Below are 17,013 nucleotides of genomic sequence, written 5' to 3'. Positions count from 1 at the left end.
CAATCACAGGGCGAAATTTTAACGCAGCCGAGTTCAAATGACCTTCTTACTAGTGTTCCATGTTCTATTAGTTTTGACGTTTACAATCCGAATTCTGCTGCGAGATGATTTGTCACCACCGGTTCGCCTCGCCTGGTTCATTGTTCTGAACGTGCTGCCCTATGTCGGCATCGCCATTTACTTCCTCTTCGGAGAAACTGATCTTGGCCATCGCGCAGACAAACGCCACAAAGAGATTTTTGATGACATCCATGAAAACGCTAAGCAATTCATGGGCACGCCAGCTGATGTCGATCAGCTAATCAACCCGGAATACCGCAACAGCTTCCATTATGCTGGTTCAATAAACGGCTTTTATCCAGTTGCTGGAAACAACGCCACACTCATGGAAGATGCCACGGCTACCCGCGACAGCTTGATAGCAGATATCGATGCCGCGCAGGACTATGTGCATGTTCTCTATTACATCTGGCTAAATGACCACACGGGCACAGCACTCGCCGACGCTTTGATCAGAGCAACCCAGCGAGGGGTCGTATGCCGCGCGATGGCAGATGGTCTCGGCTCACACCAGCTCATAAAATCACAGCTATGGGAGCAGATGAAAGAGGCAGGCGTTCAACTAGCTGTCGCCCTGCCGCTGGACAAACCAGTACGAACGCTCCTGACCAGCAGACTGGACCTGCGCAACCACCGTAAAATCACGATTATCGACGGGAAAGTCACTTACTGTGGAAGTAGAAACTCAGCTGATCCGGAATTTCTGGTCAAAGCAAAATACGCTCCCTGGGTCGACATTATGCTACGTCTGACAGGGCCCATTGTGACGCAAAATCAGCTTCTGTTCATAAGCGATTGGATGCAGGCAACAGGCGAAAAGCTAAATGACTTTGAGTTGAAGTCAGAACCGGCACAAGAAGGGTTCCCGGCACAGGTGATGGGCGATGGCCCAACGGAACGCAAAGGAGCAACGCCTCAGCTCTTTGCCTGCCTTATTGCAACCGCCCGCTTCGAACTCACACTATCGACGCCCTACTTTGTCCCCGATGAAACTGTTCTGGAAGCCTTACGCGCAGCGGCTTATCGAGGCGTAAAAGTCACCTTAATTTTCCCGAAGGTCAACGACAGCTGGATCGTGGCAGCTGCAAGTCGCAGCCACTATTTCAAGCTTCTAGAGGCCGGTTGTGATCTTTTTGAATTCAAAGGCGGTCTATTGCACGCCAAGACACTCACAATGGATAACAAGATCACTTTGATCGGCTCTTCCAATCTGGATTTGCGAAGCTTTGACCTAAACTACGAAAACAACATTCTGTTGCAGGACAAGGCAATAACGAACGCTGTTCTGGGCCGACAACAGCAATACCTCGACAGTTCAGATCAGGTCTTTTTTGAAACTGTTTCCAGTTGGTCATACCTCAAGCGAATAAAAAACAACATCATCGCAACAGTCAGCCCGATCTTGTAGGACTGCTGCTAACCTGTACAAAGCTAAATGCAATCGCGATCTGGGCTCTCACCTTTTCAATAAGGTTGTTTGAGACGGGACTACGACTGTCCAATCCTAAAATTGCAATCTCTGTTATTGTTTGAAACCTTGCAGGTTCGGGAGAAATCTACAAAGTCGAAGGAATGACTAAGTCATTCCCACACACTCAAACGATCTGTTTTTTTCTGAAAGGCTGAAGCAAATGACTGCGTTCGTGCTTGCAAAAGCAATAGCCGCCCTTCAGGGCTACGTGTGTAGACAAGTTGCGAAGGCCCGATATACCGCTCCCAGCGCTTAGCAAAGAACTCGGCATTCTTCTTTTTTTGACCAATAGAATTTGGAACTGGGTGATAATCCACGCGAGATATGCCACCAAGCCTGGAAGAGCGCACAAGCAAATATCGCGGATTTTCAGTGGGGCCTAAAACTTCTCCCATTGCCTCCAAAAAGAGACGTCTCTCCGCAGGCGTCGCCCCATCCAACCGACAATAAACAACGCCCATTTTGTTTTGCGTGGACTGAATACGGAGGTTTTGAGTGCTTGTTTTTATATGCTCCATGAATTGAAGGGTTTCTAAAACGCTCCACCCTACTTGCGTGATAGATTTCTCTAAAGAACTGTTTCGAAGATATAGTCGAAAAATCTTGAAAGCCTTTGGTGCGATCATAACCGCAGCTACACCAGCACCGACCAGAATCCAAATTGCCAATGTCTCAACACCACGAACACCAGACAATATCTGCGCAATGGCAAGAGCGGCGGTTATAAGGCCTGTCATAATTAAGTATTGGATGGTTTCAAAAAACACGAAACCTTGGGGCGCGTAGTTTGAACCAACATTTTCACGCATTTCCGGTTTCGGGCTGGAACCATGCAATCCGTTGCTCCATGTGTGGCTCAGAGCGTTCCTCACTTTAGCCCGCGCTAACATGCTTTGATTAAGGCTCTCTACACCAGCACCCGTCCATTTAGTGCCAGCAAGAGCAAGCCGCTTGGAACCGTTTTCTATTGTGAAGGGCGCATCATAAGAAACGCCCTCAAATGCAAGAAACCGCCTTTGCAGCATCCTCACATCATCTCCAACATCCTGTTGAACGTCATCGAACGGATCAAAGATCTCTCGCCTCGATGTCTCTTTCGTAAAAACTGATTTCAGCTTTTCATCTAATCGCTCAATATCAACTGATGCGAGATGCCAGATATTGGCTGTTTTATTGGGTTTACTCGGATCAATACGAATAGCCCTGCCACGCATCTGATTAGAAAGCATGTAAGAGCCAACATAACTGGCTAGAATGAGGGTGTTTACGGAGGGCGCATCCCAACCCTCCCCAAGCAATGCCTGCGTTCCAACCAAGGCAGTAATTCCGCCAGCATTGAACACCTCAGTTATCAAGTGAACGATGCTTTGCTTTTGCTCTCCCTTGATATGAACGCGGACGAAATTCTTATCATGAGCTAGGTCAGAAAGCCGAATATGGCTATTATCAATGTGATTATCTCTCACCACTTGGTCAAAGATGCCAAGAGCATCTTTGGGAAGAATAATCAGAGATCCGGTCAGCACACCAAGTTTGACACCAGCGATGCTTTCGCGGCGGAGATGCTCAAAAATTGGGGCCACACCGATTTTATTAAGCGGGCCTAATTCATCCGTACCAGAAGGCAATTCGGCCTCTCGAATATAGTCCGCAAGAACCACCATGCGTAGATCATCACCAAGTTGCTTGGCTTCCATTCGAGTGATCGTAGCTATGCTCTTCAGCTTGCCAGTGCTGCTGGCTAGTATTTTTTTGATTTCCTTGGTGTCTTCAAGGTTTATTCTGCGCCGCTCAATAGCTCCTATTCGCTTAAGTTCGCGGCGAACAGCACCCAGAGTGTCATCAAATTCGGAGAAGTCATCAACATAGGAGTAAAGAACCCCACTCAGCAATACTTCAAGCCACTTGGGATCAACACCCGGAACCTCAGCCGCCCTGACTCCTAAAATGTCTAGAGCGTAATCAGGCGGAGCAAAGCCAAGCGAATTGAGAAATATAATTATCGAGGAGAAGAACTGCGGATCATCAAGAATGTCTTTAACGTGTCTCTGCGTATCACGAACCCAAGGGTGCGCAGAAAGGGCATCTAGAAAGCGCTTATTCTCCGAGAGCTTCTTAAGAAATCCTGCGGTGTTCTTTTTGAATTCCCATAGTTTCTGGTGCTCATCCTTTGTCGGAAGAGAAAAATGAACATAATCTTGATGCGGACATAAATCACCGCGTTGCACCAACTCAGGCACCGAAATCTCAGCATCTATTGGGCCGCACAACTCCTCGTACTTCTGCCACTCTTTAAAGTCGACATCATACGGAGGAGAAGCGGTCAATGCGACGGTTTTGGGCTTCACTAAGCCAGCTTTCAGCTTGATGAGCGCCTTCCACCATTCATTCCGTAGATGATGCGCTTCATCCAGCACGAGCACATTCACATTTTGCTCAGCAAGCAGTGCAATTACATCAACTGACTTAGACTGGGTTACCCTTGGCTGATCTTCTGCTTCATCTTCTGCGTCTTGAAGCTCTTCGTCGACGTCCTCATTCGAGAATGCAGCATGAAGAGCCTGATAGGTGATCACAGTCAGAAATTTTGGTTTTCTGATGTCTTTTGATATCCAATCAGGCCGCTCTTCATCCTCTGGCAAAAACAAGGATGTGAGGCGTTCTATCCATTGATTGCGGATCGTAATCGTCGGGGCAAGAATTAACGCAGGCTGGCCTACTCGCCTCATGACCTCCAATCCAAGAATAGTCTTCCCTGATCCTGGAGCTGCAACAATATGCAAGTGGTCATCATCCAGATGGGTATCTAACTCAGCGAGAACGCGCTCTTGATACTCTCTCCAGGACGCTTGGAAACTCAAATTATCAAATGTCATTTAACTGGTTGATTTCTCGTCTAAAAATCGTCGATTGATGCTATCATCATCACAAAACTGCATATAAGAACTAAATAATCTTCAGAGACAGTGGCACAAGTTCAACACGTGCACGCACATAAGAAACCCCTGATTTTTCAAAAGCTTCTCCCTCTGTGCTGAAACCGAGGCGCTGGTAGAAAGCAACAGCATCTTCTCTTGCGTCGCACCAGATGTAATCCGCTTTTTGCAAGTCAGGCTGGTTTGCTGCAAACCGTATGAGGTTGCTTCCGATGCCGCGCCCTTGCTTATCCGGCAACACCGCCAGTTTTCGCAGTCTCACAGAGGGCAGATCGAAGAAGAAAGACCCAACACCAATCAGGTTTTCTTCTTCAAATGCTCCAATATGAAGGGCCTGGTGATCTTCTGGAACCATGACCCGCTCTATCGGCGAGTCTGGCCAGAGCACTTGCTGACGTAGTTTGTATGTCAACGTTGCAGGAATGCTCCGAAAACTAATCTCTAGTTCTCTCATACTTCCCCTCACCGCTTAATCAAGGACCGGCTCATCAGCAAGCTCAGCACAAGTGCCGGTAACATCAGCATAAAGCCGCCCTGGATACCGAGGTGATCAGCGGCATAGCCGATGACGAGTGGACCGACAAGGAAACCGCCGAGAGCAATCTGCGTCATCAAGCCCACATTGACAGCAGCAGAGCGGCCCGGTTTTTCAGCAGCAGCCGTAACAGCCAGCGGAAAGCCACCAGAAACGCCCAGCCCGACCAGACCGAAACCAAGCAATGACACCGCATAGTTTGGCGAAATCACCAGAATTCCGACGCCAATGAGAGCAAGGATAACAATCCCAGCAGCTGCGATCTGAACGTCAACACGAGATCGCAACCAGTCTCCGGTTAAGCGCCCGAATGTCACCATCAGAGCAAAAGCGCTATAGGCAATACCTGCGTAACCAGCAGATAGATCAAACAGATCAGTCACATAAATCGCAGACCAATCAGCAATCGCACCCTCTGTCATTGTGATGCCAAACGCAAAGAAGCACACCGCAATCAGCGCCCCACTCGGCATCTGGAAACCACTCTCGGACTTCTCTGCAATATCTGGCTCTCGGCCTTCTGTCAGGCTGTAGGAGGTAAACAGCGCTGGTAATAGCGCCATACCACTTGCCATGAGAATGCTTTCAGATGGCCCGTAACCAACCCAGGAAAAGCCCGAGCTGATCAGACTTCCCACCAGCACACCAAGGCTCCACAAGCCATGACAACCCGACATAATGAGCTGCCCGCTCTTCCGCTCGGTCTTATCCGCAATCACGTTCATGCACAGTTCCACAAACGCCAATGCACTGCCAACAACTGCCAAATAAACAAACAGCTGCAGAATGGATTCGGCATACGTCGGCAATGGCATCAGACAGATGAACGCAAACAGGCCCGCGATCAAAAGCTGGCGCGCTCCAAACTTCTCCGTTAGTCGCCCGGCAAACATCAGCATGAACAGCAGCCCAACCGGCATTCCGACAAGAGCAAGGGCAAACTCCCCTTCACTCACCTGAAGTCTTTGCTGAATTTCTGCGATGCGTGGAAACCAGGCGCCAAGCGCGATGGGTTGAAGAAAGAAGACGCCGCGAATAAGATTCACATCGCGCGCACCAAGGACTGCTTGTTGTGTCATGGAAAAAGCTTTGAAGAGAGAAAAACGACCTATTAAATATCTAGCGTGATATTTTAGAAAAATGCAAGCTGTGTAGAGCACCTAATACAACACAACGCCGTTTGCTGACGTAACAACGCAAATCAACGCGGAATATGCGCAAAAAACGCAATTCTGCGCAAAACCTTTCAAAAGGAATTTCCGTGCCCCTTAGCGACACCACAAAAGCCAAGTTAAAGAACAGAGTTGTCTGGAGTCGCCTCGTTGGATGGGGACTTTTGTGTTATGCAACAGCAGCTTACGGCGGCATCGTTACTGCACCGGCCATCCCCGAATGGTACGCCTCTCTCAACAAACCATCCTTCAATCCCCCTGATTGGATTTTTGCGCCGGTCTGGTCCGTTCTTTACGCACTTCTTGGCATCAGCATCTGGCTGGCCACTGAATTTCAACAGACTGGCACCAACGAGGCAGCCAAACCACCTTCGAAAACCAGCATTCAGCTAACTTTCGTTATAGTGTTGTTTTTAAATGGCATTTGGTCCTGGGCATTCTTCGGACAGCAAAACCCTGCACTTGGCCTTATTGTCCTTATCATCTTGCTCGCGCTAAGTTTTTTCACTTTCCGCCTATTTTATAGAGCGCAAATCTTTGCAGCGTGGCTATATCTGCCCTATCTCCTTTGGGTTAGCTTTGCAGCCGTCCTGAATGCCTCTATTGTGGTTCTGAATTAATCCAACACCTCAATCGAGACTTTTATTATTGGAGATTTTGATGAGCGGTATTGTTGCCACTCTAGTTCCTATTGCTCTATTCGCCGTCGCTCTGGTCCTCGCCCTCGGCCTTTGGAACATGATGCGCGGTGGAGATCCAAACCGTTCGCAAAAGCTTATGAGATATCGTGTTCTGTTGCAGTTCGCAGCTATCATATTGATTATGCTTTCCGTTTACTTCGCAAGCACATCCTGATTTTGGTTTGAAACTGGTAGAAAATGGTCACTCTCAATAAGATCTATACAAAAACTGGCGACGACGGCACCACTGCACTTGGCAGCGGAGAGCGCAGGCAAAAGCATGATCTGCGCATTGAGGCCTACGGAACCGTTGATGAAACCAACTCAGTCGTCGGCATAGTCCGCCTGCACGCATCCAAAGAGATGCCAGTGCTGGATGAGCTGCTTGGCCGTATTCAGAATGACTTGTTTGATCTCGGCGCCGATCTGGCAACACCAGACACCGGCGAAGACCTCGGATACGAACCTCTGCGCATCACAGTTAATCAGGTAAGCGCTCTGGAAGACGCAATCGACCAGATGAACGTTGAGCTTACACCGTTGAAATCATTTGTATTACCGGGTGGTACACCGTTGGCAACGCACTTGCATCAAGCCAGAACCGTCTCTCGCCGCGCTGAGCGCCTCGTTGCTGCGCTCTCTCAAAAAGAGAAGGTCAACAAGCAAGCCCTGCAGTACCTCAACCGCCTCTCCGACCTCTTCTTTGTTGCATCTCGCTATGCAAATTTGAAGGGCGAAGGCGACGTTTTGTGGGTAGCGGGCAAAAACAGATAGCGATTTTTTGATGAAAAAATCGACCAAAGGTACCTGACGAATAGGTAAACTATCAACACTTATGGACAACTATCTTCACCTTAAGACCACTTGGCCTTATACATTGGTTGAAACCCAATACCTATTTACCCTAGGCGATCGTTGACAGCCCCAAAATTGCTCAGTACGGTCGCCGCAAATGTAATGCAATTTGCATTCCCTTTTGGCTCTGGTAGCCCGGCGGAAGCTGTGTCTTATCAACTTGGTGGCGACGCATACTCCCCTGCATTTCTAGTGGAGGTTCTAGGAACATGAAAATTCTCGTGCCCGTAAAACGGGTCGTTGACTATAACGTAAAAGTTCGCGTGAAAGCGGATGGCTCCGGCGTTGAACTCGCAAACGTCAAAATGTCCATGAACCCCTTCGACGAAATCGCCGTTGAAGAGGCTCTTCGCCTGAAAGAAGCTGGTAAAGCAACAGAAATCATTGTTGTTTCCATCGGCCCTAAGCAGGCGACTGAAACGATCCGCACCGGCCTCGCAATGGGCGCTGACCGCGGTATTCTCGTTCAGACCGACGACATCGCCGAGCCTCTCGCAGTAGCTAAGGTTCTCAAAGGCATCGTTGACGAAGAAGAGCCAGGTCTCGTTATCCTCGGCAAACAGGCGATCGATGACGACTGCAACCAGACTGGTCAGATGCTTGCTGCACTTCTGGGCTGGGCACAGGGCACATTCGCTTCTAAGGTTGACCTTGGCGATAACACAGTAGACGTCACCCGCGAAATCGACGGTGGTCTGCAGACTGTTAAGCTGAACATGCCAGCGATTGTCACCACTGACCTGCGTTTGAACGAGCCTCGCTACGCTTCTCTGCCAAACATCATGAAGGCAAAGAAAAAGCCGATTGCTGAGAAAACACTGGCGGACTATGGCGTAGACGCTACACCTCGCCTCAAGGTTCTCAACACTGCTGAGCCTGATGCACGCAAGGCAGGCGTTAAGGTCGCTTCCGTTGATGAGCTGGTAGACAAGCTCAAAAACGAAGCTGGCGTTCTTTAAGATAGGTCAAGAGGAGTTAGCATTATGACCACGCTTCTTGTGGCTGAACATTCCAATTCTGCTTTGAACGAAGCAACGGCTAAGGCACTGACAGCAGCTGTAGAAATGGGCGGCGACGTTCATATTCTCGTTGCTGGTAAAGACTGTGGCGCAGCAGCTGAAGCTGCTTCCAAACTGTCTGGCGTTGCTAAAGTTCTTGTTGCTGACGACGCAGCATATGAGCACCAGCTTGCTGAACCAGTTGGCGATCTGATTGTTGCACTTGCTGCTGATTATGATGCTGTTGTTGCTGCTGCGACAACCAATGGCAAAAACACTCTGCCACGCGTTGCTGCTAAGCTCGACGTGATGCAGATCTCTGAAATCATTGCCGTTGAATCTGCAGACACGTTCAAGCGTCCAATCTACGCAGGTAACGCAATTCAGACTGTACAGTCTGTTGATGCGAAGAAGGTTCTGACTGTTCGTACAGCATCCTTCGCCGCAACTGCTGAAGGCGGCTCTGCTCCGGTTGAAGCTGCTGCAGCTTCTGCTGATCCGGCAATTTCCTCCTTCGTGGGTGAAGAAATCGCAGCTTCTGATCGTCCGGAACTCGCAGGCGCTAAGATCATCATCTCAGGTGGTCGTGCTCTCGGTTCCGAAGAGAAGTTCAACGAAGTCATCACCCCTGTTGCTGACAAGCTCGGCGCAGCAATCGGTGCATCCCGTGCAGCTGTTGATGCTGGTTACGCACCAAACGATTGGCAGGTTGGCCAGACCGGTAAGGTTGTTGCACCTGATCTTTACATCGCTTGCGGCATTTCCGGTGCAATTCAGCACCTTGCAGGCATGAAAGATTCCAAGATCATCGTCGCGATTAACAAGGACGAAGAAGCACCAATCTTCCAGGTTGCTGATTACGGACTTGTCGCAGACCTGTTCGAGGCTCTTCCTGAACTGGAAAAAGCCCTCTAATCATATTTGATTAGCTTTTCAGGAACCCCGGGATGTTAATATTTCATTCTGGGGTTCTTGCTGTTTGAGGCAAGACTTGCGATGTATGTTGTTACGAGAACGTCAAAGCACGTTTAATCGATGCTTGTAAGAATTTGGATCTGACAATGGTGGTCGAAGTAAAGAAAGTCGGTGTTATTGGCGCCGGTCAAATGGGCAATGGCATCGCACACGTAAGTGCTTTGGCAGGATACGATGTCGTGCTTCACGATATCGATCAGGATCGTATCGACAGAGGCCTGGCCAGCATCAATGGCAATATGGCACGTCAGATCTCAAAGGGCACGATCACTGAAGAAGATCGCGACCTCGCTCTTACCCGTATCAAGACATCTGACGATGTTAAATCCCTAAGCGATGCAGACCTCGTTGTTGAAGCTGTGAGTGAAAACGAGCAGGTCAAACGCAAGGTTTATCAAAGTGTTTGCCCAATTCTGAAGCCTGATGCCATCCTTGGCACAAACACTTCGTCTATTTCCATCACGCGTCTGGCATCTGCTACAGACCGTCCGGAAAAATTCATCGGTATCCACTTCATGAATCCGGTTCCGCTTATGGAACTCGTTGAGCTTGTTCGTGGCATTGCAACCAGCGATGAAACCTTTGAACTTTCCAAGGGCTACACCCTTGGCTTGCATAAGACGATTGCAGTTTCAGAAGACTTCCCAGCATTTATGGTGAACCGTATTCTGCTGCCAATGATCAACGAAGCGATCTACACACTCTATGAAGGTGTAGGTTCCGTTGAAGCAATCGACACAGCAATGCGCCTGGGTGCAAATCACCCGATGGGCCCGCTGCAACTGGCTGATTTCATTGGTCTGGATATCTGTCTGTCCATCATGCAAGTGCTGTACGAAGGCCTCGCAGACAGCAAATACCGCCCATGCCCACTACTCGTGAAGTACGTTGAGGCAGGCTGGCTTGGACGCAAAACTCAGCGTGGTTTCTATGACTACCGCGGTGAGGTTCCAGTCCCTACGCGCTAAAGCGTTTATAAGACACACAAAAGCCCGCCACTTGAGCGGGCTTTTTTATTGCTGCGGTTCAGCTGGTTACTTAAACGTACCGCTGAATCCACCAATGGAAAGTGGATTATCCATCATCGCAGTGCGGTCAGGCGTGTCGGCAGCAACACCACCAGTGAATGCATCAAACATCTTCTTCACAAAGCCCTCAGAAAGGCCTTTGGTAATGAAGACGAGCCGCGTTCTCTGATCCGCATCAGGCCATTCTGCAAGCCGTGCAGGTGGATGGAAGACATGCTGCACCCCATGGATCACCAAAGGCTGATCCGGGTGTTCTACAGTCTTTATAATCCCCTTAACGCGCAAAAGCTTAGGGCCATGTGCAGAGCGCAGTAGATCTAGGAACATCTCCAGTGCAGCATTGGGGATCGCGCTGTCAGTCTCAAGCGTAAAGGCGCGAACATCTTTACCATGGCGGTTTGGGTCGTGATGGTGATGGTGTCCATGATGATTATGCGAAGCGTGCTCATCTTTGTACGCCTCTTCCCTCAACCACTTCTGAACATCTGGGATTTTGCTCTCAGGATTGTACAGTCCGCAATTGATGAGAGCAGCAGCCGTTGCAGAGCCATCTTGAGCATTGAGCACAGTTGCGCCAGGGTTCAGATGCTTCAGCTCAGCCAGTAAATTATCAGAAGGCTCCTGCAAATCCGTCTTCGTCATCACGACACGATCAGCAACAGCAACTTGTTTGACTGCTTCCTCATGAGAATGGATCGTATCCAGACCGTTGACGGAATCGACTAATGTCACCACGCCATCAAGCCGATATCTCATGACCAAATACGGATGCAGCATCACAGTGTGCAACACAGGCGCTGGGTCGGCCAAACCGGTTGTTTCAATAATCACACGGTCGATTTTCTTCATGCGGCCATTGTCGATACGGCGCAGAATATCTTCCAGCGTGTTGATGAGATCACCACGGATAGTGCAGCACAAACAACCAGATGATAGCTCTATAATCCCATCATCAATGGTATCTACGAGCAAATGATCCAAACCGATCTCACCAAACTCATTGATGATGACCGCTGTATTTTCCAACACTGGCTCTTTGAGAATTCGATTAAGAAGCGTTGTTTTACCTGCTCCCAGAAAGCCAGTAATGACGCTCATTGGGATCGGGGTTGGCGGGCTCCGCCTCTCTTGGGTACTAGCCATAATTCTGCACTGCCTGTAGCTACGGTGACTGCGTTTTACCGAAGGCAGACGTATTAGCATAGAGCCCACCCGGGCTGCCAAACAAATCTCGTTTAGAAGTCGATTTCAAAGGCCGCAAAGAAGCCCCCTTGCCCACAGGCACATTAAGTTGCTGAATGCCTCCAATCGGTGCAGGCTCCGAACCCTTTCGCGAACCTGGTTTCGGCATTGGCAAAGGCACTGCATTTCCAAGCTTTTTAAGCGCGACAACAGGGTGCTCATTGCCAATACGCACAGTCACGGGTGCATATGACTTCAACTGTGGGCCCAGAATTTCTTCATAGACCAAACCCCAGTTCACTTTCTTCTTGGAAAGACGAATAGATTTGCCGCGTGGGCTCGGACTGGCCGCATCAGCATAAGCCATCATGCTGGCAGAGCCACGTTTTGTCCCAAAGCGATCAACGAGCTGTTGAGCCGTTGGCTTAGCATTGCGCTTACAGTAGTGGTCTTTTGGTGGGTTGATATTCCCACTCCCACGGAACGCCGTAATCTTGGTTCCTGCTGTCTTCTTGAAACCATTATCAATGAGTTTCTTTGCAAACGCTGAACGCTCCAGGCTGGAAGCAGCCCCCAGAACAACAGCGATAACTGTTCTTCCATTGCGTGTTGCAGAAGTCGCTACATTGAAACCGGAATTACAAATATACCCAGTTTTCAAGCCATTAGCGCCAGCAGTACGCAGAAGAAAGTCTCTGTTTCCAGACCGAAATGTCCTTCGGCCAAATCGAATTCCCGGGTGACTCATATAAGAACGATACTGCGGAAACTGGTTCCACAGAGCACTTGCAAGCAGCGCCATATCACGTGCGGATGAAACCTGACGATTATCTGGTAGCCCGTGAGGATTGACAAAATTAGTATGCGTCATCCCCAGCCGACGCGCAGTCGCATTCATCTGGCTGATAAAGCTTTCTTCAGTGCCACCTACCCGTTCAGCAACAGCTACTGCAATATCATTGGCTGACTTTACGAGGATCATTTTCAAGGCATTGTCGAGCGTGATTGTTGTCCCGACTTTGAAGCCCATCTTACTCGGTGGTTGATTGAGTGCGTTTTGAGAGACCATCACCATATCGCTCATGGCCATCTCACCCTGAGAGATACTCTTAAAGGCGATATAGGCGGTCATCATCTTTGTTAGGGAAGCTGGGTACCAACGGTCGAAAGCGCCGTTCTGCTCCAAAACGCGACCATTGTCGGCATCCATCAACAGCCATGCAGCAACATCTGCACGAGCATTTGTCAGCACGGAGGCCAAAGCTATTGCAAAAACAGCAAAAAATCGAAGCTTCTGGGCAATCCAATTAACCGAAAAATTCACGATCTTACCGCTCCACGCCTACCAGTTTATGCAGCAAACAACCATTGCATAGCTGTCTTCGATAGCTCAGTTGCTAGTTTAGTTTCATGAACAGCCCAAGCTACCGTTAGGTAATACAGTAGGGGTAAACAATAAAAACTATGTCACCAGACACCGGCAATAAAGATTGGTGTCTCTCCCGAAATATTGGGGTCACAATATCAGTAAAAGCCCGCCATTTCCAAACATTTCAGGACATTCTCTTGCAATGGTTATTTTGTGAAATCAAACTAACAAAGAGACACTGTCGCAATCACCCCTTCAGTTGTAAGGGGCTCTTCTTTTTACTCACCTCAGCGTCGATCAACTTTGCCTATTTAAAGCTGCGCACCTTGTAATCTGAAAGCTTATCCTCAAGTCGCAGTCATTCTTGCTTTTCTTTTTCACCGTCAACGCAGATGATCGGATCCAAGAGGAGGATCTTATGTACAAAGTTATTGGCCACCCGCAATCAAGAACCATGCGGGTACTCTGGTTATTGGAAGAACTGAATTTGCCTTATGAGGTCGTGCCCAACAAACCTCATCAGGAAGATGTTTATGCCGTAAATCCATCAGGCAAGATTCCTGCCCTGATCGTTGACGGAGAAACCATTTACGATTCAACGGCAATCTGTACTTATTTAGCAGACAAACATTCCAGCCTGTCATTCCCATCAGGAACTTTAGATCGCGCCCGGCAGGATAGTTTTACAAACTTCGCCCTTGATGAAATGGACTCCATTCTCTGGATGGCTGCAAAACACTCATTTATTCACCCTGAAGACCAACGCGTACCAGACATTAAACCTGCTTGCCGATTTGAATGGAACAAATCGATGAAGCTGCTTGAGAAACGCCTTGGCGAAAACACTTGGGTGACGGGCGAAACTTTCACAATTGCTGATATCATCATCGGCCATTGTGCAGTCTGGGCTAAAATCTCCAAGTTTGAATGGCCAGAAGGACCTGTCAGCGAATATTTTTCAAGGGCTTTAAGTCGACCAGCTCTTGCAAAGGCTAATGAAAAAGCTACGGCAATGCAATAACCTGCTGAAGTAGGAGGGTGGCCCAGCCCACCCTCTCCCACCATTTCAGCGCGATTAGAAATTGAGTAGCACTTGAAGCTACCAAATAATTTCAATACATTTTTTTGAATAATAAATACTCAAGTCATGTGCACACCATATCTTTAACAGGGTGTATTGATATGATTGAAGGAATTTACTTACCAGGTGTGCTTGCTGCGGGAATCGCTTCATATATTTTTGGTTCTATTTGGTACTATGTGCTTTCATATTCCTGGATGAATGCTATTGGCATATCAGAAGAAGACGTTCAAATGTCTCCTTTCACTTACGTCATTACTTTTCTCTGCGAAATGATCATGGCTTTCGTCCTTGCCGGAATTCTCGTCTACTCAGGCTCAGTCACCATTGCCAGTGGCGTGACTGCAGCAATCGTAATCTGGGGCGGCTTTGTACTCACAGGCCTGATCGTCAATCACAAATTCCAACGAGCCTCATGGATGCTTACGCTCATCGATGCAGGCCATTGGCTCGGTGTTTTGATGGTTCAAGGCATGGTTTATGCGCAGATATCTGGTTAATTCCGGATACCTAGACATCTCGTATCGCTGAATTTTCGTAGGCCAAACGAACCTAGAGACAAAGGGACCTACGAAAGTTCGAAGCATATTCGCTAGACGCCCCAACGGCAGCTGCCCATAATACGCCACAGGAGTTGGGTATGTGATTACCCGTGGAGGAAATGGGGAGATTGACCATGACTGGTGATGTATATCCAGTACCGGCTGAGATTGCCGAAAACGCCCTGCTCAACAACGAGCAGTACTTGGAAATGTACAAGAAGTCCGTTGAAGATCCCGACGGGTTCTGGGGAGAGCACGGAAAACGGATTGACTGGATTAAGCCTTATTCCAAGGTCAAAAACACGTCCTACGACTACCACAATGTTTCCATCAAATGGTTTGAAGACGGCACGCTGAACGTAGCAGCCAACTGCATTGACCGTCATCTGGCAGAGCGCGGCGATCAGCCAGCAATAATCTGGGAGGGTGATGAGCCGGATCAAAGCAAGACAATCACTTACAAGCAACTGTCTGAAGAAGTGAACCGTTTTGCAAACGTCATGCTTGCAAATGGCGTGCAAAAAGGCGATCGTGTCACTGTCTACATGCCAATGATCCCTGAAGCAGCCTACGCAATGCTCGCGTGTGCCCGTATTGGCGCAGTTCACTCTGTTGTGTTCGGCGGTTTCTCACCTGACAGCTTGGCCGGACGTATCGAAGACTGCAAATCACGCTTTGTCATCACAGCTGACGAAGGTGTCCGCGGTGGCAGAACAGTACCTTTGAAAGAAAACACTGACCGCGCAATCGAAAAATGCGGCAATGTCGACAAGGTCTTCGTTGTGAAACGCACCGGTGGCAACGTCAATATGATGGAAGGCCGCGATCTCTGGTATCACGAAGAAACCGAAAAAGCTTCTGCAGATTGCCCTCCAGCAGAGATGAACGCGGAAGATCCGCTCTTCATTCTCTACACCTCTGGCTCAACAGGCCAGCCAAAAGGTGTGATGCACACGTCTGGTGGTTACCTCGTTTATGCCTCCATGACGCATGAATACGTTTTTGACTACCACCCAGGCGAAGTCTATTGGTGTACGGCTGATGTTGGTTGGGTCACAGGCCACAGCTATATCCTCTACGGCCCACTCGCTAACGGTGCAACAACGCTGATGTTTGAGGGGGTTCCAACCTACCCGACAGCAGGTCGTTTCTGGGAAGTTTGTGACAAACACAACGTCAACATCTTCTACACCGCCCCAACCGCAATTCGCGCATTGATGGGCGCAGGTGATGAATATGTAACCAACACATCCCGCAAATCATTGCGCGTTCTAGGATCCGTAGGCGAACCAATTAATCCAGAAGCATGGTTATGGTACAACAACATTGTCGGCGAACAGCGCTGCCCAATCGTTGATACCTGGTGGCAAACCGAAACCGGCGGTATCTTGATCACACCACTACCAGGTGCAACAGATCTCAAGCCAGGCTCCGCAACACGCCCATTCTTCGGCATTCAACCAGCCATTGTTGACGCAGAAGGCAACTTCCAGGAAGGCGCAACTGAGGGCAACCTCGTCATAACGGACAGCTGGCCAGGCCAAATGCGAACCGTCTATGGAGACCATGAGCGCTTCGTCCAAACATACTTCGCGACCTACAAAGGTTTCTACTTTACTGGCGATGGCTGTCGTCGTGACGAAGATGGCTACTACTGGATCACAGGCCGGGTTGATGACGTGATCAACGTATCTGGGCACCGTATGGGGACCGCTGAAGTTGAAAGCGCCCTCGTCGCCCATCCAGAGGTCTCAGAAGCTGCAGTAGTTGGTTATCCGCATGACGTGAAGGGACAAGGCATCTACGCCTATGTAACCCTCATGGAGGGCTTGGAGCCTTCTGAAGAACTGAAGAAGAAACTGGTCAAGCATGTCCGCGCTGAAATCGGCCCAATTGCCTCCCCAGATCTCATCCAGTTCGCCCCGGGCCTGCCAAAGACCCGCAGTGGTAAAATCATGCGCCGCATCCTCCGCAAAATCGCAGAGGACAGCTTCGACAACCTCGGCGACACTTCAACCCTAGCCGACCCAACCGTCGTAGGCGACCTAATCGACAACCGCCAAAACAAAGCTGAAACTGTATAAGTAAAGCTAATTGAGAGCAGCCCAGAACACAAAACCCCGCCGATA

Annotated in this window: 15 protein-coding genes; 10 read left to right on the top strand and 5 right to left on the bottom strand. The window is 49.1% G+C overall.

Going from position 1 to position 17,013, the window contains the following annotated elements:
- Positions 1-37: 37 nt before the first annotated feature.
- Positions 38-1,468, top strand: coding sequence for a cardiolipin synthase (cls, locus tag PsWM33_RS15220; RefSeq protein ID WP_063300794.1), 1,431 nt, complete (start codon positions 38-40; stop codon positions 1,466-1,468).
- A 173-nt stretch (positions 1,469-1,641) separates the two neighbouring features.
- Here the strand turns inward: cls and PsWM33_RS15215 are convergent, their stop codons facing one another.
- From PsWM33_RS15215 to PsWM33_RS15205, 3 genes are all read right to left on the bottom strand, one after another.
- A complete protein-coding gene (locus tag PsWM33_RS15215) occupies positions 1,642-4,407 on the bottom strand; it encodes a DEAD/DEAH box helicase (protein ID WP_063300793.1) in 2,766 nt (921 codons plus the stop codon).
- 70 nt (positions 4,408-4,477) lie between these two features.
- A complete protein-coding gene (locus PsWM33_RS15210) occupies positions 4,478-4,921 on the bottom strand; it encodes a GNAT family N-acetyltransferase (RefSeq protein ID WP_063300792.1) in 444 nt (147 codons plus the stop codon).
- Positions 4,922-4,929: 8 nt separating this feature from the next.
- Positions 4,930-6,081, bottom strand: coding sequence for an MFS transporter (locus PsWM33_RS15205; RefSeq protein ID WP_063300791.1), 1,152 nt, complete (start codon positions 6,079-6,081; stop codon positions 4,930-4,932).
- Positions 6,082-6,263: 182 nt separating this feature from the next.
- On the opposite strand from PsWM33_RS15205, the gene PsWM33_RS15200 reads away from it, so the two are divergent.
- The 6 genes from PsWM33_RS15200 (at position 6,264) to PsWM33_RS15175 (ending at position 10,650) form a co-directional block, all read left to right on the top strand.
- Positions 6,264-6,794 carry a TspO/MBR family protein gene (locus tag PsWM33_RS15200; protein ID WP_208994575.1) on the top strand — a complete coding sequence of 177 codons (531 nt, stop codon included), beginning with the start codon at positions 6,264-6,266 and terminating at the stop codon, positions 6,792-6,794.
- A gap of 40 nt (positions 6,795-6,834) precedes the next feature.
- Positions 6,835-7,029, top strand: coding sequence for a twin transmembrane helix small protein (locus PsWM33_RS15195; protein ID WP_063286199.1), 195 nt, complete (start codon positions 6,835-6,837; stop codon positions 7,027-7,029).
- A 23-nt stretch (positions 7,030-7,052) separates the two neighbouring features.
- Positions 7,053-7,628, top strand: coding sequence for a cob(I)yrinic acid a,c-diamide adenosyltransferase (locus PsWM33_RS15190; protein WP_063300790.1), 576 nt, complete (start codon positions 7,053-7,055; stop codon positions 7,626-7,628).
- A gap of 290 nt (positions 7,629-7,918) precedes the next feature.
- Positions 7,919-8,668: an electron transfer flavoprotein subunit beta/FixA family protein gene (locus tag PsWM33_RS15185; protein ID WP_057464633.1), complete on the top strand. Its 750-nt coding sequence runs from the start codon at positions 7,919-7,921 to the stop codon at positions 8,666-8,668.
- A gap of 24 nt (positions 8,669-8,692) precedes the next feature.
- Positions 8,693-9,622 carry an electron transfer flavoprotein subunit alpha/FixB family protein gene (locus PsWM33_RS15180; RefSeq protein ID WP_057464632.1) on the top strand — a complete coding sequence of 310 codons (930 nt, stop codon included), beginning with the start codon at positions 8,693-8,695 and terminating at the stop codon, positions 9,620-9,622.
- Positions 9,623-9,768: 146 nt separating this feature from the next.
- Complete coding sequence (locus PsWM33_RS15175; RefSeq protein WP_057464631.1) at positions 9,769-10,650, top strand: 3-hydroxybutyryl-CoA dehydrogenase; 882 nt, start codon at positions 9,769-9,771, stop codon at positions 10,648-10,650.
- Positions 10,651-10,716: 66 nt separating this feature from the next.
- Here the strand turns inward: PsWM33_RS15175 and PsWM33_RS15170 are convergent, their stop codons facing one another.
- Both PsWM33_RS15170 and PsWM33_RS15165 read right to left on the bottom strand, forming a co-directional pair.
- A complete protein-coding gene (locus PsWM33_RS15170; protein ID WP_082827025.1) occupies positions 10,717-11,808 on the bottom strand; it encodes a CobW family GTP-binding protein in 1,092 nt (363 codons plus the stop codon).
- A 64-nt stretch (positions 11,809-11,872) separates the two neighbouring features.
- Positions 11,873-13,216: a D-alanyl-D-alanine carboxypeptidase family protein gene (locus PsWM33_RS15165; RefSeq protein WP_063300788.1), complete on the bottom strand. Its 1,344-nt coding sequence runs from the start codon at positions 13,214-13,216 to the stop codon at positions 11,873-11,875.
- A gap of 463 nt (positions 13,217-13,679) precedes the next feature.
- On the opposite strand from PsWM33_RS15165, the gene PsWM33_RS15160 reads away from it, so the two are divergent.
- From PsWM33_RS15160 to acs, 3 genes are all read left to right on the top strand, one after another.
- A complete protein-coding gene (locus tag PsWM33_RS15160; RefSeq protein WP_063300815.1) occupies positions 13,680-14,282 on the top strand; it encodes a glutathione S-transferase family protein in 603 nt (200 codons plus the stop codon).
- Between the two features lie 161 nt (positions 14,283-14,443).
- Complete coding sequence (locus PsWM33_RS15155; RefSeq protein WP_082827024.1) at positions 14,444-14,842, top strand: DUF1761 domain-containing protein; 399 nt, start codon at positions 14,444-14,446, stop codon at positions 14,840-14,842.
- A 176-nt stretch (positions 14,843-15,018) separates the two neighbouring features.
- On the top strand, positions 15,019-16,968 hold the full coding sequence (gene acs, locus PsWM33_RS15150; protein ID WP_063300787.1) for an acetate--CoA ligase: 1,950 nt from the start codon (positions 15,019-15,021) through the stop codon (positions 16,966-16,968).
- The last annotated feature ends 45 nt before the right edge of the window (positions 16,969-17,013 follow it).

Origin of the sequence: Pseudovibrio sp. WM33, assembly GCF_001623165.1 — a bacterium.
Lineage (GTDB): Bacteria > Pseudomonadota > Alphaproteobacteria > Rhizobiales > Stappiaceae > Pseudovibrio.
This window is presented reverse-complemented; position numbering and strand designations above follow the sequence as displayed.

Coding starts and splice junctions, on each gene's coding strand:
- cls (WP_063300794.1), top strand. CDS start 38: ATGACCTTCTTACTAGTGTTCCATGTTCTATTAGTTTTGACGTTTACA.
- PsWM33_RS15215 (WP_063300793.1), bottom strand. CDS start 4,407: ATGACATTTGATAATTTGAGTTTCCAAGCGTCCTGGAGAGAGTATCAA.
- PsWM33_RS15210 (WP_063300792.1), bottom strand. CDS start 4,921: ATGAGAGAACTAGAGATTAGTTTTCGGAGCATTCCTGCAACGTTGACA.
- PsWM33_RS15205 (WP_063300791.1), bottom strand. CDS start 6,081: ATGACACAACAAGCAGTCCTTGGTGCGCGCGATGTGAATCTTATTCGC.
- PsWM33_RS15195 (WP_063286199.1), top strand. CDS start 6,835: ATGAGCGGTATTGTTGCCACTCTAGTTCCTATTGCTCTATTCGCCGTC.
- PsWM33_RS15190 (WP_063300790.1), top strand. CDS start 7,053: ATGGTCACTCTCAATAAGATCTATACAAAAACTGGCGACGACGGCACC.
- PsWM33_RS15185 (WP_057464633.1), top strand. CDS start 7,919: ATGAAAATTCTCGTGCCCGTAAAACGGGTCGTTGACTATAACGTAAAA.
- PsWM33_RS15180 (WP_057464632.1), top strand. CDS start 8,693: ATGACCACGCTTCTTGTGGCTGAACATTCCAATTCTGCTTTGAACGAA.
- PsWM33_RS15175 (WP_057464631.1), top strand. CDS start 9,769: ATGGTGGTCGAAGTAAAGAAAGTCGGTGTTATTGGCGCCGGTCAAATG.
- PsWM33_RS15170 (WP_082827025.1), bottom strand. CDS start 11,808: ATGAGCGTCATTACTGGCTTTCTGGGAGCAGGTAAAACAACGCTTCTT.
- PsWM33_RS15160 (WP_063300815.1), top strand. CDS start 13,680: ATGTACAAAGTTATTGGCCACCCGCAATCAAGAACCATGCGGGTACTC.
- PsWM33_RS15155 (WP_082827024.1), top strand. CDS start 14,444: ATGATTGAAGGAATTTACTTACCAGGTGTGCTTGCTGCGGGAATCGCT.
- acs (WP_063300787.1), top strand. CDS start 15,019: ATGACTGGTGATGTATATCCAGTACCGGCTGAGATTGCCGAAAACGCC.